General features: G+C 62.3%; 18 protein-coding genes. 7 read left to right on the forward strand and 11 right to left on the reverse strand.

Annotation, left to right across the window (positions count from 1 at the left end; translation table 11 throughout):
- Nucleotides 1-26: 26 nt before the first annotated feature.
- The 4 genes from ASD52_RS16130 to ASD52_RS16145 all read right to left on the reverse strand — a co-directional run bounded on the left by ASD52_RS16130 (nt 27) and on the right by ASD52_RS16145 (nt 3,633).
- Nucleotides 27-221: a hypothetical protein gene (locus tag ASD52_RS16130; RefSeq protein WP_107026871.1), complete on the reverse strand. Its 195-nt coding sequence runs from the start codon at nt 219-221 to the stop codon at nt 27-29.
- Between the two features lie 151 nt (nt 222-372).
- Nucleotides 373-1,878, reverse strand: a complete 1,506-nt coding sequence (cysN, locus tag ASD52_RS16135; RefSeq protein WP_025426223.1) for a sulfate adenylyltransferase subunit CysN — start codon at nt 1,876-1,878, stop codon at nt 373-375.
- Nucleotides 1,878-2,831, reverse strand: coding sequence for a sulfate adenylyltransferase subunit CysD (gene cysD / locus ASD52_RS16140; protein ID WP_057211498.1), 954 nt, complete (start codon nt 2,829-2,831; stop codon nt 1,878-1,880). The genes cysN and cysD overlap by 1 nt, the downstream gene beginning before the upstream one ends.
- 46 nt (nt 2,832-2,877) lie before the next feature.
- The gene (locus ASD52_RS16145) at nt 2,878-3,633 is read right to left on the reverse strand and encodes a phosphoadenylyl-sulfate reductase (RefSeq protein ID WP_025426225.1); all 756 of its coding nucleotides are present in this window, start codon (nt 3,631-3,633) and stop codon (nt 2,878-2,880) included.
- A gap of 462 nt (nt 3,634-4,095) precedes the next feature.
- Between ASD52_RS16145 and ASD52_RS16150 the strand changes: the two genes are divergently transcribed.
- Both ASD52_RS16150 and ASD52_RS16155 read left to right on the forward strand, forming a co-directional pair.
- Entirely contained in the window at nt 4,096-4,485 is a 390-nt protein-coding gene (locus ASD52_RS16150) for a DUF6152 family protein (RefSeq protein ID WP_025426226.1), read from the forward strand.
- The gene (locus ASD52_RS16155; RefSeq protein WP_025426227.1) at nt 4,482-4,961 is read left to right on the forward strand and encodes a hypothetical protein; all 480 of its coding nucleotides are present in this window, start codon (nt 4,482-4,484) and stop codon (nt 4,959-4,961) included. The genes ASD52_RS16150 and ASD52_RS16155 overlap by 4 nt, the downstream gene beginning before the upstream one ends.
- Before the next feature lie 8 nt (nt 4,962-4,969).
- Here the strand turns inward: ASD52_RS16155 and ASD52_RS16160 are convergent, their stop codons facing one another.
- The 6 genes from ASD52_RS16160 to betI (ASD52_RS16185) form a co-directional block, all read right to left on the reverse strand.
- Entirely contained in the window at nt 4,970-5,605 is a 636-nt protein-coding gene (locus tag ASD52_RS16160) for a flavodoxin family protein (protein ID WP_025426228.1), read from the reverse strand.
- A gap of 149 nt (nt 5,606-5,754) precedes the next feature.
- Nucleotides 5,755-6,651 carry a sigma-70 family RNA polymerase sigma factor gene (locus tag ASD52_RS16165; protein WP_025426229.1) on the reverse strand — a complete coding sequence of 299 codons (897 nt, stop codon included), beginning with the start codon at nt 6,649-6,651 and terminating at the stop codon, nt 5,755-5,757.
- Nucleotides 6,652-6,887: 236 nt separating this feature from the next.
- Nucleotides 6,888-8,537 carry a choline dehydrogenase gene (gene betA / locus ASD52_RS16170; RefSeq protein WP_025426230.1) on the reverse strand — a complete coding sequence of 550 codons (1,650 nt, stop codon included), beginning with the start codon at nt 8,535-8,537 and terminating at the stop codon, nt 6,888-6,890.
- Between the two features lie 222 nt (nt 8,538-8,759).
- Nucleotides 8,760-10,223: a betaine-aldehyde dehydrogenase gene (betB, locus tag ASD52_RS16175; RefSeq protein ID WP_025426231.1), complete on the reverse strand. Its 1,464-nt coding sequence runs from the start codon at nt 10,221-10,223 to the stop codon at nt 8,760-8,762.
- 1 nt (nt 10,224) lies between these two features.
- On the reverse strand, nt 10,225-11,760 hold the full coding sequence (betC, locus tag ASD52_RS16180; RefSeq protein ID WP_057224795.1) for a choline-sulfatase: 1,536 nt from the start codon (nt 11,758-11,760) through the stop codon (nt 10,225-10,227).
- Nucleotides 11,757-12,359, reverse strand: a complete 603-nt coding sequence (betI, locus tag ASD52_RS16185; protein WP_025426233.1) for a transcriptional regulator BetI — start codon at nt 12,357-12,359, stop codon at nt 11,757-11,759. The genes betC and betI (ASD52_RS16185) overlap by 4 nt, the downstream gene beginning before the upstream one ends.
- Before the next feature lie 145 nt (nt 12,360-12,504).
- Here betI (ASD52_RS16185) and ASD52_RS16190 point away from each other — a divergent pair, with 145 nt between their 5' ends.
- Nucleotides 12,505-13,053, forward strand: coding sequence for an HdeD family acid-resistance protein (locus tag ASD52_RS16190; protein WP_025426234.1), 549 nt, complete (start codon nt 12,505-12,507; stop codon nt 13,051-13,053).
- A 467-nt stretch (nt 13,054-13,520) separates the two neighbouring features.
- Nucleotides 13,521-15,317 carry a GGDEF domain-containing protein gene (locus tag ASD52_RS16195; protein ID WP_025426235.1) on the forward strand — a complete coding sequence of 599 codons (1,797 nt, stop codon included), beginning with the start codon at nt 13,521-13,523 and terminating at the stop codon, nt 15,315-15,317.
- Between the two features lie 52 nt (nt 15,318-15,369).
- Here the strand turns inward: ASD52_RS16195 and betI (ASD52_RS16200) are convergent, their stop codons facing one another.
- Nucleotides 15,370-15,960, reverse strand: coding sequence for a transcriptional regulator BetI (gene betI, locus ASD52_RS16200; protein WP_025426236.1), 591 nt, complete (start codon nt 15,958-15,960; stop codon nt 15,370-15,372).
- A gap of 104 nt (nt 15,961-16,064) precedes the next feature.
- Here betI (ASD52_RS16200) and ASD52_RS16205 point away from each other — a divergent pair, with 104 nt between their 5' ends.
- From ASD52_RS16205 to ASD52_RS16215, 3 genes are read left to right on the forward strand one after another with little or no spacing between them, the layout of a single operon-like run.
- Nucleotides 16,065-17,000: a choline ABC transporter substrate-binding protein gene (locus tag ASD52_RS16205; protein WP_025426237.1), complete on the forward strand. Its 936-nt coding sequence runs from the start codon at nt 16,065-16,067 to the stop codon at nt 16,998-17,000.
- A gap of 2 nt (nt 17,001-17,002) precedes the next feature.
- Nucleotides 17,003-17,857 (forward strand): alpha/beta hydrolase, encoded by an 855-nt coding sequence (locus ASD52_RS16210; RefSeq protein ID WP_244494606.1) that lies wholly within the window; start codon nt 17,003-17,005, stop codon nt 17,855-17,857.
- Between the two features lie 32 nt (nt 17,858-17,889).
- Nucleotides 17,890-18,900, forward strand: coding sequence for an NAD(P)H-quinone oxidoreductase (locus ASD52_RS16215; protein WP_025426239.1), 1,011 nt, complete (start codon nt 17,890-17,892; stop codon nt 18,898-18,900).
- Nucleotides 18,901-18,949 lie beyond the last annotated feature (49 nt).

Consider the following 18,949-nt stretch of genomic DNA (forward strand, 5'->3'; position numbering starts at 1 on the left):
AAGGCAATCCGGCGCGGCGCGAAACGCTACTCCTCAGGCATTCCGTTGCGCCGCGCGGCCTGCAATAACTCGATCTCACCGGCCGTCGGACCAAACTGGCTCTGAAGCCGTTTTGTTTCCTCAGCGTCCAACCGGTACTTTCGCGCAAAGGCCTCGATCGTCACGGCCCGCCCAAGAAAGCTTCGGCGCGGCACGTCCTCCCGTTCATGGTCCAGCATCATGGCTGCTCCTCCTTCCCGGTTCTTTGGAAGTAGTGCGGCAGGTCGTTTCGGGAAGAGGCGGTAGGAGCAATCTGGCGAGGCATCAAAAATAGATCAGCAGAAACGGAAAAAGGGCCCTCGTGGGCCCTTTCTGATCTTTGGGGAGTGGCGATCAGCCGTCGATCGTGTCGATGATCTCGCTCGCGCGGCCAGCGCTGACGCGACGCACTTCTGCATCCTCGCGACGACCCGCAAACAGCTCGGTTGCCATCAGCTGGTCGGCGAGATCGGCGGGCAGCGACAGGATCACGCGGGCGTCTTCCGTATGGATGCCGCCGAGCGCCGAGCGCTTGGCCGTGATCATGCCGCCGGCCACCGTGTTGTTGGTGTCGGGATCGATCAGGATGAAGGCGCCGGTCGTCCGATTCTGCTCATAAGGGTCGAAGATCGCCTGTTCGTCGAAGGCAAGGTGAACCTTGCCGATGGCGTTCATCGGCAACTGGTCTGCGTGCTCCCACTTGCCCGTCTTCAGGTCCAGCTGGCTTGCCGGCTGCACCTGCACACGCTGGCGGCGGCTGCCGCTTTTCAGCCAGTAGCGCTTGCCCGGCTGGATGCCATCAGGCTGCAGCGCAACGATCTGGGCGTCGAAGGCAAGGCCCGTCAGCGGCTGGCTGTCGATGGCGACGATCATGTCGCCGCGCGAAACGTCGACCTGGCGGTCGAGCACCAGGGTGATGGCATCGCCGGCGACCGCAGCGTTGCGCACGAGGTCGAAGGTGACGATCTTGGTGACGTTGGCAACCATGCCCGAGGGCAGGATCACGACGCTGTCGCCGGGCTTGACCGCGCCGCCGGCAACCGTTCCCTGGTAGCCGCGGAAGCTTTCGCCCGGGCGCGAGACGCGCTGCACCGGCAGGCGGAAGCCGACGGTCTGGGAGGAGCGTGTCGTCGCCAGTTCAAGCACTTCGACCAGTGTCGGGCCATCGTACCAGGGCATCGAAGCGCGGCCGTCGTAAACGACGTTCTCGCCCTTCAGTGCCGAAAGCGGAATTGCCGTGACCTGGCGCACGCCGAGCGATAGCGCCAGCTCACGAAACTCGTGGCTGATCTGGTCGAACCGGGCGCGGTCATAGTCCGTCAGGTCGATCTTGTTGACCGCCAGAACGAACTGCTTGATGCCCATCAGGGTCGCGATCGTCGCGTGCCGCCGAGTCTGCTCGAGCAGGCCGACGCGGGCGTCGACCAGCAACACCGCGAGGTCGGCCGTCGACGCGCCGGTTGCCATGTTGCGGGTATATTGCTCATGGCCGGGTGTGTCGGCGACGATGAAGGAGCGCTTGTCGGTGGAGAAATACCGATAGGCGACGTCGATGGTGATGCCCTGTTCGCGCTCGGCCTGCAGGCCGTCGAGCAGGAGCGCGAAGTCCGGCAGGCCGAGATCGTTCTGCTTGCCGTTGGAATCACGCCGCAGCGTCGCCGCCTGATCTTCCTTGACCGCCTTGGTATCCCAAAGCAGTCGACCGATCAGCGTCGATTTCCCGTCGTCGACCGAGCCGCAGGTGATGAGGCGAAGGGGGCGGCTGTCGCGCGTTGCGCGGACCGATTCGGACGCCGGAAACGCCAGAACGTGAGCGGCTGCATCTTCCTGAACGGCATTCGCGGTTGCTGGTGCGGTCATCAGAAATATCCTTCGCGTTTTTTCTTTTCCATCGAACCGGATTGGTCACGGTCGATGGCGCGGCCCTGGCGTTCGGATACGGTCGCGGTTTCAAGTTCGGAGATGATGTCGTCGAGCGACGTGGCGTCGGAGCGGATGGCGCCGGTCAGCGGGAAGCATCCGAGCGTACGGAAGCGGATCACTTCCTCGCGCTTGGCCTCACCCGGCAGCAGTTCGAGACGCGGGTCTTCGGCAAGGATCATCATGCCGTCGCGTTCGACGACCGGCCGTTTCTTGGCGAAATAAAGCGGCACGATCGGAATGTCTTCGGCCTGGATGTAGCGCCAGATGTCGACCTCGGTCCAGTTCGACAGCGGGAAGGCGCGCACGCTCTCGCCCTTGCGCACCATGCCGTTATAGACGTTCCAAAGCTCGGGACGCTGGTTGCGTGGATCCCAGCGGTGGTCTGGGGTGCGGAAGGAGTAGATGCGCTCCTTGGCGCGCGAGGCCTCTTCGTCGCGGCGCGCGCCGCCGAAAGCGGCGTCATACTGGCCGGCGTCGAGCGCCTGGCGCAGCGCCTCGGTCTTCATGATGTCGGTGTAGAGCGCCGAACCGTGGCTGAACGGCGTGACGTTCTCCTGAGCGCCGCGCGGATTAACGTGCTCGATCAGGTCGAGGTCGTAGCGCTTCACGATCTCGTCGCGAAACGTGATCATCTCGGCAAACTTCCAGCCGGTGTTGACGTGCAGCAGCGGAAAGGGAACGCGGCCGGGATAGAAGGCCTTGCGCGCCAGGTGCAGCAGCACCGAGGAATCCTTGCCGATCGAGTAGAGCATGACAGGGCGTTCAAACTCGGCGGCCACTTCGCGGAAGATGTGGATCGCTTCGTTTTCGAGCGCCTTCAAATGCGGGTCAAGCGGCGGCTTGGTGCTCTGCGGATTGTGCAGTTCCGTTTCCGGATGGGTAAGAGGCATTTCAGTCTCCGGGAGGATCTTTGTCTTGGGAGGAGCGCGCCAGCCCTCAGGCGGCGCTGCTCGAAGTCGGGATGATGGAACTGGCGGTCTCTGGGACGTGAAGCCCGCATTCGCGCTTCTCGTCGTTTTCCCACCACCAGCGGCCGGCCCGTTCGGGCTCGCCCGGCTTGATGGCGCGGGTGCAGGGTTCGCAGCCGATCGAGGGATAACCGCGGGCATGCAGCGGGTTCACAGGAACGGCGTTGGCAGTGACGTAACTGCGGATGGTTTCGATGTCCCAGTCGGCGAGCGGATTGATCTTGATGAGGCCGCGCTCAGCATCCGCTTCGGCAAAGGGTGTCGCTGCCCGGTTGCCGGACTGGCCGCGGCGAAGCCCCGTCACCCAGTAGCTGGCGCCTTCGAGTGCGCGTGCAAGCGGCTTCAGCTTGCGCGCGTCACAACAGGCATGCCTGGCTTCGACGCTGTCATAAAAGCCGTTGGCACCATATTGCGCGGCATAGGCGTCGACGTCTGCCTTTTCCGGATGAAAACGCTTGATCAGGATGCCATAGGTCTCTTCGGTCTTGTCGATCAGCGCCACCGTCTCGTTGAAGAGGCGGCCGGTCTGCAGCGTGGCGACATCGACCGCCAGCTGGTTCTCGCCGATGACGGCCGTGATCACCTGATCTTCGATACCGAGCGACGTGGTAAAGACGGCACGGCCTTCAAGGCCGGCAACGAGCGCGAGACGTCCTGCGAGATCCAGGACTTCAAGCGCTTGGTTCAGAGCTTTCGCGGTGGCGTCGAGGGGTGACGTGGTCATGGCTGCGTCCTGTTCCAACTTGTCAGGAATATCGCAGCCGGGTGTGGCGAGGGACAGAAATAGCGGTTTCTAATGCTGGGCGTTTGGAGCAAATCTGCCTCTCAGATCGAAAAGCAGCGAAAAACGCAAGATAAGCTAGTAATTTACTAGACTTTATACTTCCTTTCGCGTCCTTGGCCCGGCCGTTACATGAAGAAGCGCGGCCCCTTCGGTCCGCGCTTCAACGGGCGATCGGTCAACGGTGCCGGTCAGAACTCTACTCAGGCCTTCTCCTGCTCGGCTTCCGGATTGCGAAAAGCAGCCGCAAGTCGGCGGCCGAGCACGGATGCGCGGGCCTAGCAACGACGACGTAGCGCTTGCCTCAAGGCCGGACCGCTCAAGATATGTTGAACGGCAGATGCTTTCCCATCCGTCGCTTCAGGTTCAATCTTGCGGGTTCCGAGGCAAATTGAGGAGTGGGAGATGATGAGGTCCTTTCCTGGCCGCGTTCTCGCCGGAAGCATCGTGACGTTGCTTCTGGTCACTGGCGCCTACGCTCATCACGGCTGGTCCTGGGCAGAGGCGGACCAGATCGAACTTGCCGGCACGATCCGTGAAATCTCGATGGCGCCGCCACATCCGACGCTTCAGGTCGAGACTGAAAAGGACGGGCTCTGGCGCGTCGAACTGGGCAATCCCAGACAGACGGAACGGTCCGGCTTCGTCGAAGGTGTCGCCAAAGTCGGCGATCAGATCGTGGTTCTGGGCAATCGCTCGCTCGATCCGAACGAGAAGCGCCTGAAGGCAGTCCGCGTCACCGTTGCCGGCAAGAGCTTCGACATCTATCCGGACCGCATCCGGACCGGTGGATGAGCGCGGCGGAACTGCTCGATTGGATTGCCGCCTGGCCGCTGGCGTCAGCGATGCGTCGATCCGCGATCCTCTATCTCGTCGTCAACGCGGCCCATATCTTGGCGATCGCGCTTTTGATCGGCGCGATCGTGCCTCTGGACCTGCGACTGCTCGGTTTCTTCGGGAACACTTCGCTGGAAGGGCTCGGGCCGTTTCTGTCGCGCGCTGCCGCGGTCGGTCTGGGTCTGGCGATCGTGACCGGTTTCTGCCTCTTTAGCGTTCGGCCGGCGGCTTATGCCGCGAATGCTGCCTTCCTCGCAAAGATCGGTCTGCTCGGGGTTGGCGCCGCCAATGCTATGACTGTGCATCTTGGCGGCGCCTGGCGGGCCGCCGTAAATGGCGGCCCGGTCTCATGGCGTCTTCGCGTATCCGCAGCCGTCTCGCTGACGGTGTGGCCGGCAGCACTTCTGGCTGGGCGCTGGATCGGCTTTCTCTGACGCCGATCCTATCGCTCGTTTGCCGTTCTCCACGCGGGGACGACCGGCTCCCGCTCGACCGTTCTGCCACGCACGAACTGCAACGTGGCCTCGGCGACGCGTTGGCCGAGATGCCGTGCTGTGGCGAGATCGGATGCCGGCGGCGCGAGATCGGCCCCCTGGTCGACATTCGACTGGGCGCCGGCGCCCAGCCAAAAGCCCAACCGGTTGAGATCATCAGGTGATCCGGTGGTCGAGTGGTTGGAAGGCGGCAGATCGAGGTTGATCCAGTGCATGCCGTGCTGGGCAGCAAAGAGTGCGAGCTGCATCAGCGTCGCGAGCTTGTCGCCGGAAGCGGTTCCCGAATTGGTGAAGCCGGCGGCGATCTTGTCTTTCCAGAGATAGCCTTTGGCCATTACAGCGTTGGAACTCGCTTCCTGAAAAGACTTGAACGCGGCCGACGGGCCTCCGACATAGGTTGGCGTGCCGAAGATGATCGCCTCGGCCGAGAGCAGATCGCTCCAGCGCGCCGGTGTGTCTTCAACGGTCAAGAGCAGGCACTGCGCGCCGTCGACCCGCTCGATACCGGTTTTGACAGCGTCAGCCTGCCGTGCCGTGTGTCCGTAGCCGCTGTGGTAGATGACGGCGATGCATATGTTGCTCATGGTTCGGTCTCCTTTGGTTTTGGTGGTGGATTTGTCGCGCGAGCGAAGGCGCGCGCCGTCGGCGCGTGCCAGGTTTGCTGAAGCGTTGGTCAGGGTCGGTTGACGGAGCTGTCGGCTCCAACGATTTTTAGGGCGCGGCCACCCGCCGTTCAGTGAACGGCATGGCCACCGAAATGTCGCAGTGTTTCCGGGAGATGTTTGAGCTTCTCCGGATTGCGGGTGACGTAGATGGCGGTGATCCGATCCTGCTCGATCTCAAGGGCAGTGGTCTGCAGGATCTCTCCGTCTTCGATGGTGATGAAACCGGGCAGCCCATTGATGAAATCGTAACGCACCAGCCGCGACATCGTCTGGGCAAAGATCAGCGCCAGCGAGGCGTGCAGCTTCATCACCTTGTCTAGGCCGACGATCGGCCGTCTTGGTGCCACCGTCTTACCGCCACCATCGGCATAGACGATCGCCTCGGTCGCAAGCAGCGAACGAAGCTGCTGCATGTCGCCGCCACGCGACGCCGCGAAGAAGGCGGAGGCGATTTCCAGGCCCTGTTCCCGTGGCATCGCAAAGCGGCGTCGGGCATTGCGGATATTGACGCGGGCGCGGCTGGCGAGCTGGCGGCAGGCCGCCGGCTTGCGGCCGATCGTCTCGCCAATTTCATCGAAGCTGACGCCGAAGACATCGTGCAGCAGGAAGGCAGCCCGTTCGAGCGGCGACAGACGCTCCAGCGCCATCATCAGCGGCAGGGTGATGTCGTCGAGGTCGTCGCTCTCCTCGACGATCGGTTCCGGCAGCCACGGCCCGAGATAGGTTTCGCGCCGCCGTCGTGCCGACTTCAACTGATCGAGGCAAAGGCGCGTCACGATCCGGCGCAGAAACGCCGATGGTTCCTTGACGGTCACACGGTCGGTGTCCAGCCAGCGCAGGAATGCCTCCTGGACGATGTCCTCGGCCTCGCTGACCGAACCCAGCATCCGATAGGCAATGCGGATCAGTCGCGGACGCAGCGGGTCGAAGCTCGTTTTGACGTCTTCGTCGGTCATCTCGGTCATCACATCCCCCACTGCCGTGCGGTGCAGGCGGTCAAGCAATGGCCAGCGCGCAGGCGGAGCCATGATGGCATTGCCGCAGCGGTTGCGACAAGCGGATCGAGCTTCGCTGTCATGTTCGTCTCCTTCATCTCGGGCACTTGAGAAGACAGGACGAGATAGCGTCAATGAATGTGACATGCCGCAGACGTTGCGGCAGTCGAATGCCGGGGAAAACGTGCCTCGTGGCGCAGGCGATCCTATCTGTCGCTGACGGCCCAGCGCGGATTGATCCAGGGCTCCTGATTGGACCGGGCAAGCGGTTGCTTGCCGAGGATATGGTCGGCTGCCTTTTCGCCGGTCATGATCGAGGGGCTGTTGAGATTGCCATAGGTCACGTGCGGGAAGATCGAGGAGTCCGCGACGCGCAAACCATCGACGCCGATCACCCGCGTCTCCGGGTCGACCACGGCCATTGGGTCGTCCTTGGCACCCATCCGGCAGGTGCCGCAGGGGTGGTAGGCGCTTTCCAGGTGTTCGCGCAGGAAGGCGTCGATCTCATCGTCCGTCTGCACCTTCTCGCCCGGCTGGATCTCCGGCCCGCGATACTGGTCGAAGGCCCGCTGGCCGAAGATCTCGCGGGTGAGGCGCACGCAGTGGCGGAACTTCTCCCAATCCTCCGGGTGGCTCATATAGTTGAAGCGGATCACCGGGTCGGCCATCGGATCGGAGGATCGCAGGGTGACGTTGCCGCGCGACTTCGACAGGTTGTAGCCCACATGCACCTGGAAGCCGTGGCTCTTGGCCGCCGCCTTGCCGTCATAGCTGATCGCGACCGGCAGGAAGTGATACTGGATATCGGGCTGCTTGACGCCCGGCGCCGAACGCAGGAAGGCGCAGGCCTCGAATTGGTTGGAGGCGCCGAGCCCACCTTTGGAGAGCAACCATTGTGCTCCGGCGACCCCCTGCCAGAACCACGGCAGCCAGGAATAGAGCGAGACCGGTTTGGTCGAGACCTGCTGGAAATAGAACTCCATATGGTCCTGAAGGTTGGCGCCGACACCGGGTCGATCGACCTTGACCTCTATGCCCATGTCCTTCAGGTGCTGTGCCGGGCCGATGCCGGACAGCATCAGCAGCTTCGGCGAGTTGAAGGAGGAGGCGGAGACGATCACCTCGCGGTTCGCCTTGACGATCTCGATCTTGCCGCCGCGCTCGATCTCGACGCCGGTCGCCCGGCGGTTCTCGATCACCACCTTGCGGGCAAAACAGCGCATGAGCGAAACGTTGGGCCGCTTCAGAGCCGGGCGGAGATAGGCGTTGGCGGCGGACCAGCGGCGCCCCTGCCAGACGGTCTGCTCCATCAGGCCGAAGCCTTCCTGCTTGGAGCCGTTGTAGTCGTTGGTAAGCTCGAAGCCCGCCTGCTCGCCCGCTTCAATGAAGGCATGGAACAGTGGGTTGGTCACCGGCCCGCGCTTGACGTGCAACGGCCCGTCGGTCCCGCGCCAGCCGACCTCGCCTCCGTGCGAATGCTCCATGCGCTTGAAGTAGGGAAGCACGTCGGCATAGGCCCAGCCACGTGCGCCCAGGTCCTCCCAGCGATTGAAATCCTCGGCATGGCCGCGCACGTAGACAAGGCCGTTGATCGAGGAGGAGCCGCCGATGACCTTGCCGCGCGGCGCGGTGATGCGCCGGTTGTTGAGGTTCGGCTCGGGTTCGGAATGATAGCCCCAGTTGTAGCGGTCCATGCTCATCGGCCAGGCAAGTGCTGCCGGCATCTGGATGAACGGCCCGATGTCCGAACCGCCATATTCGAGCACGATTACGGAATGCTTGCCGTCCTGCGAGAGGCGGTAGGCGAGCGCCGAACCGGCCGAGCCGGAGCCGATGATGATGTAGTCTGCCTGCATGATCGTGCTCTTTCTTCTGCGTCTCTAAACCGGCCGGTACCGTGCCTCTACCTCTGTCCCCTCATTCCTGTGCTTGTCACAGGAATCCAGCCAAGCGACGTCTGTCGCTTGAGGGAGTCTTTCGCGCCACCGACGTGGCGCTGCTGGATCCCCGGAACTCGCTTCGCTCACCCGAGGATGAGGGAGCGAATCAGATGCGTCCCGAGGAAGGCCGCTTGAACCTCAATACGGCGCCTGCACCGGGCTCATGCCGACGTAGACGGTCTTCAACTCGCTGTAATGGTTGAGCGCCGCCACGGAATTCTCGCGCCCGAAACCGGATTGCTTGGAGCCGCCGAAGGGGATCTCGACCGGGCAGAGATTGTAGGTGTTGATCCAGAGCGTGCCGGCTTCGAGTTGGTCGACGACGCGGTGGGCGCGGGTGATGTCGGCGGTGAAGACGCCGGCCGACAGGCCGAATTCGGTGGCATTGGCGCGCGCGACGACATCAGCCTCGCTTTCGAAGTCGAGAACGCACATCACAGGGCCGAAGATCTCTTCGCGCGCGATGGTCATGTCGTCGGTGACGTCGGCAAAGACGGTCGGCTGGATATAGGTGCCGTCGGCACTGACCGCATTCGGAATGCCGCCGCCGGTGACCAGACGCGCGCCCTCGGCTTTGCCCTTTTCGATATAGGAGAAGACCTTGTCGCGTTGCGCGCCCGACACCATCGGCCCGAGCTGGGTGGCTTCGTCCATCGGGTCGCCGATGACGATCGCTTCAGTGCGCGCCTTGAGGCGATCGAGGAACGCATCCTTGATGCCCTTCTGGACGAAGACGCGGGTGCCGTTCGAGCAGACCTGGCCGGTGGAATAGAAGTTGCCGAGCATGGCGCCGCCGATGGCGCTTTCGAGATCGGCATCGTCGAAGACGATCAGCGGCGACTTGCCGCCGAGCTCCATCGTTACGTGGCGAAGACCGGCAGCTGCCGCCTCATACACCTTGCGGCCCGTCGGCACCGAGCCGGTGAGCGATACCTTGGCGACATCGGGGTGGTTGACGAGCAGCGGACCGGTCGTCCGATCGCCCTGGATGACGTTGTAGAGGCCCTTGGGAAGGCCCGCCTCGATCAGGATCTCGGCGATCTTGAGGGCGCCGAGTGGGGTATTCTCCGATGGCTTGAAGACCATGGCGTTGCCGGCGGCAAGCGCCGGCGCACCCTTCCAGCAGGCGATCTGCTGCGGATAATTCCAGGCGCCGATGCCGACGCAGACGCCGAGCGGCACACGCTTGGTATAGGCGAAATCGCCGCCGAGCGGAATGTAGTCGCCGTTGAGCGCTGTGGCGATGACGCCGCCGAAGAATTCGAACGAGTCGGCGCCCGATGTCGGGTCGGCGACGATCGTCTCCTGGATCGGCTTGCCGGTGTCGAGCGTTTCGAGCTCGGAAAGCTCGCGGTTGCGCTCGCGCATGATCTCGGCGGCGCGCTTCAAGATGCGGCCGCGGGCAGTCGGGCTCATGGCCGCCCATTCCGGTTGCGCGCGCTTGGCAGCGGCAATCGCCTTTTCGACGATCGCGGGCGTTGCCGCATGCAGCCGGGCGATCACCTCGCCGGTTGCGGGATAGATGCTCTCGAAGACGGTGCCGGCAATGTCCTCGACATACTCGCCATCGATGAAGTGCGAGGCTTGCGGTTGGGCTCTCATGTCATTCTCCCCGCGGATAGCGTTTGGATTCCTCGAGATTGTCGAGGTTCATGTGGTTGCGCATGTAGCGCTCGGATGCTTTTTGCAGCGGCTGATGGTCCCACGGATAATAGGCGCCGTTCCTCAGTGCCTCGTAGACCACCCAGCGCCGGGCCTGGCTCTCGCGCACGGCGCCATCGAAGGCCTCCATGTCCCAGTGGGCGGCGCACATGTCGCGAAACGCATTCAGCGTTGCCGCCTGCACCGGTGTCTCCGGGTTTGCCGCGAGGTTCTTCAGCTCCAGCGGATCGGCTTCGAGATCATAGAGCTGATCCGGGTCGAGCGCGCAGTGGATATATTTCCATTTGCCCTTGCGAATGGCGACCAGCGGCGCGTGGGACGCTTCCGCAGCATACTCCATGAGCACCGGCTCGGTGCGCTCCTCGCCATTGATGACAGGCACGAGGCTGATGCCATCAGTCCAGGGCTTCACCTCGTCCATCGAGATGCCGGCGAGGTCGCAAAGCGTCGGGGTTACGTCGAGGTTCGACGTCGGCGTCAGGTGCAGGCCGGGCGCAACGGCGGGTCCGGCCGCCATCAGGGGCACGCGCGCCGAGCCTTCGAAGAAGTTCATCTTGAACCACAGGCCGCGCTCGCCCAGCATGTCGCCATGGTCGGAGCAGAACAGGATCAGAGTGTTGTCGAGCATCCGGGTGCGCGTCAGCGTGTCGACAAGTTCGCCGACCTTTTGGTCGAGATAGGAAATATTGGCGAAATAGGCGCGGCGCGAGCGGCGGATATTGTCCTCGGTCAAGTCGAAATTGACGTAGTCGCAGGAATGCATGATCCGCTTCGAGTGCGGATCCTGGTCCTCCTCCGGCAGCATGCCGACCTCTGGCAGAAGATGCTCGCAATCCTCGTAGAGATCCCAGAATTTCTTTCGTGCGACATAGGGGTCGTGCGGGTGGGTGAAGGAGACGGTCAGGCACCAGGGGCGGCGGCCCGCGTCGTCGTTTTCGCGCGACAGCTGGTAGAGCTTCTGGTTGGCGAGAAAGGCGACCTCGTCGTCATACTCCATCTGGTTGGTGATCTCGGCGGCGCCGGCGCCGGTGACGGAGCCGAGATTGTGATACCACCAGTCGATGCGCTCGCCCGGCTTGCGATAATCCGGCGTCCAGCCGAAATCGGCGGGATAGATATCGGTCGTCAGCCGCTCCTCGAAACCATGCAATTGATCAGGCCCGACGAAATGCATCTTGCCGGACAGTGCCGTGTAGTAGCCGGCGCGGCGCAGGTGATGTGCGTAGGTCGGGATCGAGGACTGGTATTCGGCGGCGTTGTCATAGACCCGGGTGCGGCTCGGCAGCTGGCCTGCCATGAACGAGGCGCGGGCAGGCGCGCAAAGCGGCGACGAGGTGTAGTTGTTGCGAAAGCGGGCGGAGCGGGCGGCGAGGCTCTTCAGGTTCGGCGCATGCAGGAATTCCGCCGGACCGTCGGGAAAGAATTTTCCGTTCAGCTGGTCGACCATAATGATCAGGATATTAGGTCTGGCGGTCATATGGCCCGTCCTTGGCGGTGGAGCTGGTCGAGAAGCGAGGTGACGTAGTCTTCCGTCAGCGCGATCGAGGCTTCGATGCCGATCGGCGCAGAGCGCAGACTCTGGCGGATGTAGAGCCCGTCGATCATCGCAGCTGCGCCTTCCGCGATGCGTTCCGCGTCATCGACGGGACAAAGCGCCTTGAGGCTCGCCATCAGGTTGGAGCGCAACCGCCGGGCGTAGACGACGAGGAACCGGCGGACGTCTTCCGAGCGCTGCGCCTCGGAATAGAAGGCGAGCCAAGCGGCGATGGTGTCGGGCGCAAACTGGCTTGCCTGGAACGAAACGCGGATCAACGCGCTCAGTTTCTCACGCGGTGTAATCGCTGCACTCAGCGCCGTCACCGTATCGTCGCGCAGTTGCCTTAGAAGACTGCGCACGGTCTCGATCAGCAATTGCTCCTTGCTGCCGAAATAGTGATGGGCAAGGGAAGGGGAGACACCGGCACGGCGGGCGATGTCGGACATGGTGACGGCGAGCGTGCCCTGATCGCCGATCACGCGCAGCGCCGCATCCACCAGCGCCTTGCGGCGCACAGGCTCCATCCCGACCTTGGGCATCCGTCTCTCCCTCGATGATGGTCAGTTTATTTTTGATTGACTCATCAATCAATAAAAATTTGCGATGTTTTCTCTTTCTTTTTTCGGAGAAATCCGGCTCAATCCGATGGTAGAGTTCTGGATATCAGAAGGACTGGAGGTTGAAATGACCCATGCATTCGATCCGGCTGGCAAGGCGGCGGTTGCCGGCAAATGGGGATGGTTCGTCGCGCTCGGCGTGCTGTTGATCATGTGTGGCGGCCTTGCCTTCGGCAATCTGCTGATGGCGACGGTGGCCTCGGTCTATTATGTCGGGCTGATCATGCTCGTCGGCGGCCTGTTCAATCTCGCCCATGCCTTTCAGGTCAAGGGTTGGAACAGCGTGCTCTATTGGGTGCTGAGCGGCGCCTGCTACGCCATTGCCGGGCTCTTTGCCTTCATCAACCCGGTGCTGGCCTCCTCCGTCCTCACTTTCCTGATGGCCATCGCACTCGTCGTCGCCGGTTGCTTCCGGATCTGGGTCAGCTTCAAGCTGCGGCCGATCCAGGGCTGGGGATGGGTCGCGCTCGGCGGTCTGGTCACGCTCGCCGCCGGTCTGATCATTGCCGCCGGCTGGCCGGTCAACAGCCTCTGGATCCTCGGCCTGTTCCTGGCGGTCGATCTGGTGATGCAGGGTCTGTCGCTGATCGCCTTCGGGGTGTTGGCAAAAGGCTAGCGCACGGCTCGCTCGCCTTTGCCGTGTTCGGGTGGGATTGTAAGCAGAGCGTGCCTGTTGGCTGGCGTATTGGGAAGGCGACCGTGCGGGCCGCCCGTGTAACGACGCTCATCCCAGCGCTGATCGCCATCTCGGGTGTAGCGCTACAGGTGCCCCTGTCCGGCATGGCACTGATCCTGCTTGCAGTGTGACTGCTCTGGACCACGATGTTTGCGCTTGCCGCGATCTTTCTCGGTCGTGGCATGCACTCGTTATCGCATCACCTGAACCTGTTGCGACCAATTTTCCGCAGTTCGGGAAAATTCGATGAAACTACTGATTTTATTAGAAAGTTCGATAATGATCAGCGTGGGCGGAGCTGTCATATAGCTTTCATCAAAGCTTCATATTGGGGAAAGACTTCGTTGACTGTTGGTCGCCATCCTGCGGCCGTCCGATCGTCCGTTCTCAATCTTCTGGAGCCCGGCATGTCCGCCGCCCCCGCCGAAATTCTCTCGCTTCGCCGGTTCGGCGACGACCAGATCGTAACGCTTGCAAAGCTTGTGATCGAAAGCGCATTCCAGCCGATCGTCGAAGCGGCAACCGGTGCCGTGTTCGGCTACGAGTCACTGATGCGCGGCTTTCAAAAGCTGGGCTTTGCCTCGCCCTTGGAATTGCTCGACAAGGCGGAAGAGGCCGGCCAGTTGCTGGCGCTCGAGCATATGGTCAACAGTCGTGCCGTCGCAGGCTTCGCGACATTGCCGGAATTTTCCACCCGCACGCTGTTCCTGAATTTCGATTCCCGCCTGGTCGGCGGCGAAAACGCGATCGTCGAGCGCCTCGTCAATCACCTGAAGCGCGCCAACATCGCGCCGTCGTCCTTATGCTTCGAGCTGTCCGAACGTTTCGACAGCGGCAAGATGCCGGATTTCTCGGCGCTCGTGCGCGAACTGCGGCTGGCCGGATTCAAGCTGGCCATCGATGATTTCGGCGCCGGCTTCAATGGCCTCAAGCTGCTCTGCGATCAGCCCGTCGATTACGTGAAGATCGACCGGCATTTCATTTCCGGCATCGACGCCGATGCGCGCAAGCGCCACCTGGTGCGCCACACCGTCAACACCGCCCATGTGCTCGGCACCCGGGTCATCGCCGAAGGCGTCGAGACCGAGGCGGAGTTCCAGACCTGTCGCGATCTCGGCTGCGACCTCGTACAGGGCTATTTCATCGCCCGGCCGACGACGCACCTGAGCGAATTGCAGCCTGCCTATCCGCATTTGGCCTTGAATGGCGGCGGTCACCGCTCGTCGGCGACGCTCGACAGCATTCTGATCCGCAAGCAGATCGAACAGCTGCCGGCGGTGCGCGAAAGCGACGAACTCGAATCCGTGTTCGATCTGTTCCGGCTTAATCCCCGTCAGGCGTTCTTTCCGGTGCTCAACGCCAACGGCGAACCGCGCGGCATCCTGCACGAATATCACGTCAAGGAGATGATCTATCATCCCTTCGGCCGCGACCTGCTGAAGAACCGGCTCTACCAGCGCCGCATCTCGCATTTCGCAAGCCCGGCGCCGATCGCCGATCTCGATACGCCGGCCGACGAGATGCTGAAGATTTTCGCCGGCATGGACGGCAGCGATTGTGTGATCCTGACCGAGAATATGCGCTATGCAGGCATCCTGTCGGCATCGTCGCTGTTGAAGATCATCAACGAGAAGCAGTTGAAGACGGCGCAGGAGCAGAACCCCCTGACCGGATTGCCCGGCAATCGCGCCATCCGCGATTACGTTCAGGACGCGATCCTCGACGGCGATCAGCCGCGCTATTTCTGCTATTGCGACTTTGACGATTTCAAGCCGTTCAACGATACCTACGGTTTTCAGAAGGGCGATCTGGCGATTTCGCTTTTCGCCGCCCTGCTGCGGCGGCATTTCATTGGCGAAGAAAAGTTCCTCGGCCATGTCGGCGGCGACGATTTCTTCGTCGGCATCAGCGGTTGCACCGTCGATGAGCTGCAGGTCGTTCTTCACCGTCTACTCGACGATTTCGCCTCCGATGTCCGCCAGCTCTATCTACCGGAGCATCAGGCAGAGGGGCGTATCAGCGGTCATGGCCGCGATGGCACGGCCAAGGATTTTCCGCTGATGCGCTGTTCGATCGCCGTTCTCGGATTGCCGGAAGGTTTTGTGTTTTCGGACGGCCAAGCCGTCAGCGCCCGCATCGCCGAGATCAAGTCTCGTGCCAAGGCCAGCGCCAGCGGCCTCGTTCTGGAGGCGCTCGGCGTCTAACGCGTGGATGGGCAAACACGTTGCAGTCGGCAATGAGTGCCGCTGCGTCCATTTACGCCTGGGTTTTTGGCAGGCGATGGACCAGGTAGTCGCGCATCTGCGCAAGTGCCATGTCGCGTGTCAGCCCCCCTTCAGACTGCAGCCCGAGCCGCAGCCACAGCCCGTCGATCAACGATGTAATGGCAAGCGCCACATCTTCGCACTCGTTCGCAGGCAGGATGTGCGTCAGCGCCGACAGCAAGTTCGACCGCATCCTTGCGTGAATGATCTTCTGAATCCGCGCCAATTGCGGTTCGCGCGGCACTTCGGCGCAAAGCGATAGCCAGGCGTGGCAGACGGAAGGCTGGAAGAAGCGTTCCTCGAAATTGGCCTCAATGATCGCATCCATCCGCTCGAGCGGGGTACGTGCGCGATGCAGCCTCTCGACCACCGCTTCTTTCAAGGAAGCGTTCGCCTCGCGCATGGCATGCTCGAACAGTTCCTGCTTGCTGGCAAAATAATGCAGCACGATGCCCTTCGAGGCGCCGGCATGCGTCGCCACCTTTTCCAGGGTCGCCCCGGCCATTCCCTCTTTCTGCAGGACCTCAAAGGCCGCCCGCCGCAGCTCGCGGCGCCTGATCTCACTGATTTTCGTCAATCGCATGCGGTTTCTCCCAAGCGATTCTCACATTGACAATCTTTCCAGGAAGATCAATTGCTGACCCGTGGGTCAATTTGAAGTCCCGACGGACAATTGTGAGGATCGCGATGCTGCATTTGAAGAGCCTGATATTTGCCGCTGCTCTGTTGACGGCCACAAGTTCCGGCTTTGCCGGTGATCCGCAGGCATGCAAAAGCGTGCGGTTGGCGGAGCCCGGCTGGAATGACTTGGCCTTTACGACCGGCGTCGGGCTGAGCCTGCTGAAGGCGCTTGGATATGAGCCGGAAAGCAAGCTTCTCGGCATCGACGTCATCTATACGAGCCTGCGCAGCAAGGATCTCGACGTCTTTCTCGGCTACTGGGATCCGGCTATGGTCGCCTACTACAAGCCTTACCGGGAGGACGGTTCGGTCGAGACCGTGCGAACCAATCTTGAGGGGGCAAAATACACCTTTGCCGTTCCCGACTACGTCTGGGAAGCGGGCGTCAAGGATTTCTCGGATTTGAAACCCTTCTCCGACAAGTTCGAAAAGAAGATGTACGGCATCGAACCTGGCTCCAATCAACTGATGCTCGATGCCATCAAGGATCCAGATCTTGGTCTGGCAGACTGGGAAGTGGTCGAGTCGAGCGAGCAGGGCATGTTGTCCGAGGTGACGCGTCGGGTTCGTGACAAGGCCTTCATCGTATTCCAGGGCTGGGCGCCACATCCGATGAACACTGTATTTTCGATGAAGTACCTGACGGGTGGCGACAAGTTCTACGGTCCGAATTTTGGCGCGGCGACGGTGTCGACGCAGGTACGCAAGGGATACCTTCAGGAGTGCCCGAATGTCGCCCGCCTGTTGAACAATCTGGTTTTCGACGTCGATTTCGAGAACCGCGGCATGGGCTACCTGATGAATGACGGCCTGTCGCCCGATGAGGCAGGGGCTAAGTCGATCAAGGAAGAACCGCAGCGTCTGGAACCATGGCTCGCTGGCGTAACGACCTATGACGGGCAGCCGGGGCTGGCCGCGGTCAAAGCCGCGCTCGGTCTTTGATGGTGATCGATCAGCAGTCGTGGGCGGCCGCCAAGCGGCGAATAGAACTGCCCGGCGGCCAGCAGTTCACCTATGTCGATCACGGGCAGGGGCCGGTTCTCCTTCTCTTGCACGGCTACTCCGATACCAGCCGCAGTTTTTCCCTGATCGCGCCATCCTTAGGCGGATATCGCCTGATCATTCCAGATCTCGGCGGACACGGCGGTTCGATGCCCAGGGAAGGGATGTCGATTGCCGAACTCGCCCACGATGTCGATTGTCTGGCCGATCGCCTGGCCATTCACCAGTTTGTGCTTGTTGGTCATTCCATGGGAGCGATGATTGCTGTCGATATTGCCGCGCGCCGCCGGGAGGCGGTGCGTGCATTGATCCTGCTCTCGGGAAGCCTCAAGCCGGACTTTGGTCCGGGGACGGAGGTCGCCCGGGCGATACGCGGGCTCAAAGACCCGCTTGGTCCCGACGATGCCTTCTTCGACCGCTGGCATGCCTGCAGTCGGTCGGTCGACACGGCGTTCCTAAGGCATCTGCGCCGCGAAGCCGCAGCGATGCCGATGACGACTTGGCGAACGCTCCTTGATGCGCTCGCGGTGACGGATCTCAAATCGCGCGCGACTCATGTCAGAGCGCCGGTGCTGTGCATCGCCGGAGCACAGGATCCTCTTTTTGACATCGGGCATCGGCAGGTTCTTGCCGAGACCTTCGCCTCCGTGCGCTCCATCACGCTCGACGGCCATGGCCACAACCCGCATTGGGAGAGTCCTGCCGATGTCGCAGCGCTGATCCTCTCGTTTCTCGGCGATGAGGTCGGCCAACCCGGATCGACATCGGGCCTTTCCGCGACGCATGGGCGGCGCTAGGTATGACGCTTGAGAGTCCTTGAGGTAGAGCCATGTCCCTTCCAGTTGAAATGACCTTCGTTGATCTTCCGTCCCCGGGCGGGGCGGAAAATATGGTGCTGTCGAAGGGACCATTGCCGACGCTCAAGCCGGGCGACATTCTGGTGCGCGTCGAAGCGGCAGGCATCAACCGGCCTGATGTGCTCCAGCGCAAGGGCGACTATCCGCCGCCGCCCGGGGCGAGCCCCATTCTCGGGCTGGAGGTTGCCGGTGAAGTGGTGGCTCTCGGCGAGGGCGCGCAGGGTTTTTCGATCGGCGACAAGGTCTGCGCCCTGGCGAACGGCGGTGGTTACGCCGAGTATGCGGCCGTGCCGGCGACGCAGGCGCTTTCCTGGCCGAAAGGGTATGACGCGGTGAAAGCGGCAGCCTTGCCGGAAACTTTCTTCACTGTCTGGGCCAATGTCTTCGGCATGGCCGAGCTGAAAGCGGGGGAAACCATCCTCGTCCACGGCGGATCGAGCGGTATCGGCACGACGGCAATCCAGCTGGCAAAAGCATTGGGCGCCGAGGTCTTCGCCACCGCCGGCAATACTGAGAAGTGCCGGGCCTGCGAGGCGCTCGGCGCGAAACGGGCGATCAACTATCGCGACGAAGATTTCAAGTCGGTCGTGCTGGAGGAAACCGGCGGTCGCGGCGTAGACGTCATCCTCGACATGGTCGGCGGCCGCTATTTCGACCGCAATATTGGTACGCTTGCCAAGGATGGCCGGCTCTCGATCATCGCCTTTCTCGGCGGCGCCAAGGTCGAGGCCGCCAACATCGCCCCGATCCTGTCAAAGCGGCTGCATGTCATGGGTTCGGCGCTCCGCCCGCGAACGGCGGCAGAGAAACAGGCGATCCGCGACGGCCTGCTGGCAACCGCCTGGCCATTGCTCGAAGCGGGCAGCGTCGCACCGGTCATCCACGCGGTGCTGCCATTCGAACAGGTGGCGGACGGACACCGGATGATGGAAGAGGGCGACCACATCGGCAAGATCGTCATGACCATGCGAACCTCGTCATGACCGCGCGAAGTTCGTCGTGACCATGCGAAACGCATCATAACCTAGCTTG

The organism is Ensifer sp. Root142 (assembly GCF_001426785.1).
Lineage (GTDB): Bacteria > Pseudomonadota > Alphaproteobacteria > Rhizobiales > Rhizobiaceae > Ensifer > Ensifer canadensis.

Excerpts from the sequence above, each read along its gene's own strand:
- ASD52_RS16130 (WP_107026871.1), bottom strand. The coding sequence starts at position 221 with ATGATGCTGGACCATGAACGGGAGGACGTGCCGCGCCGAAGCTTTCTT.
- cysN (WP_025426223.1), bottom strand. The coding sequence starts at position 1,878 with ATGACCGCACCAGCAACCGCGAATGCCGTTCAGGAAGATGCAGCCGCT.
- cysD (WP_057211498.1), bottom strand. The coding sequence starts at position 2,831 with ATGCCTCTTACCCATCCGGAAACGGAACTGCACAATCCGCAGAGCACC.
- ASD52_RS16145 (WP_025426225.1), bottom strand. The coding sequence starts at position 3,633 with ATGACCACGTCACCCCTCGACGCCACCGCGAAAGCTCTGAACCAAGCG.
- ASD52_RS16150 (WP_025426226.1), top strand. The coding sequence starts at position 4,096 with ATGATGAGGTCCTTTCCTGGCCGCGTTCTCGCCGGAAGCATCGTGACG.
- ASD52_RS16155 (WP_025426227.1), top strand. The coding sequence starts at position 4,482 with ATGAGCGCGGCGGAACTGCTCGATTGGATTGCCGCCTGGCCGCTGGCG.
- ASD52_RS16160 (WP_025426228.1), bottom strand. The coding sequence starts at position 5,605 with ATGAGCAACATATGCATCGCCGTCATCTACCACAGCGGCTACGGACAC.
- ASD52_RS16165 (WP_025426229.1), bottom strand. The coding sequence starts at position 6,651 with ATGACCGAGATGACCGACGAAGACGTCAAAACGAGCTTCGACCCGCTG.
- betA (WP_025426230.1), bottom strand. The coding sequence starts at position 8,537 with ATGCAGGCAGACTACATCATCATCGGCTCCGGCTCGGCCGGTTCGGCG.
- betB (WP_025426231.1), bottom strand. The coding sequence starts at position 10,223 with ATGAGAGCCCAACCGCAAGCCTCGCACTTCATCGATGGCGAGTATGTC.
- betC (WP_057224795.1), bottom strand. The coding sequence starts at position 11,760 with ATGACCGCCAGACCTAATATCCTGATCATTATGGTCGACCAGCTGAAC.
- betI (WP_025426233.1), bottom strand. The coding sequence starts at position 12,359 with ATGCCCAAGGTCGGGATGGAGCCTGTGCGCCGCAAGGCGCTGGTGGAT.
- ASD52_RS16190 (WP_025426234.1), top strand. The coding sequence starts at position 12,505 with ATGACCCATGCATTCGATCCGGCTGGCAAGGCGGCGGTTGCCGGCAAA.
- ASD52_RS16195 (WP_025426235.1), top strand. The coding sequence starts at position 13,521 with ATGTCCGCCGCCCCCGCCGAAATTCTCTCGCTTCGCCGGTTCGGCGAC.
- betI (WP_025426236.1), bottom strand. The coding sequence starts at position 15,960 with ATGCGATTGACGAAAATCAGTGAGATCAGGCGCCGCGAGCTGCGGCGG.
- ASD52_RS16205 (WP_025426237.1), top strand. The coding sequence starts at position 16,065 with ATGCTGCATTTGAAGAGCCTGATATTTGCCGCTGCTCTGTTGACGGCC.
- ASD52_RS16215 (WP_025426239.1), top strand. The coding sequence starts at position 17,890 with ATGTCCCTTCCAGTTGAAATGACCTTCGTTGATCTTCCGTCCCCGGGC.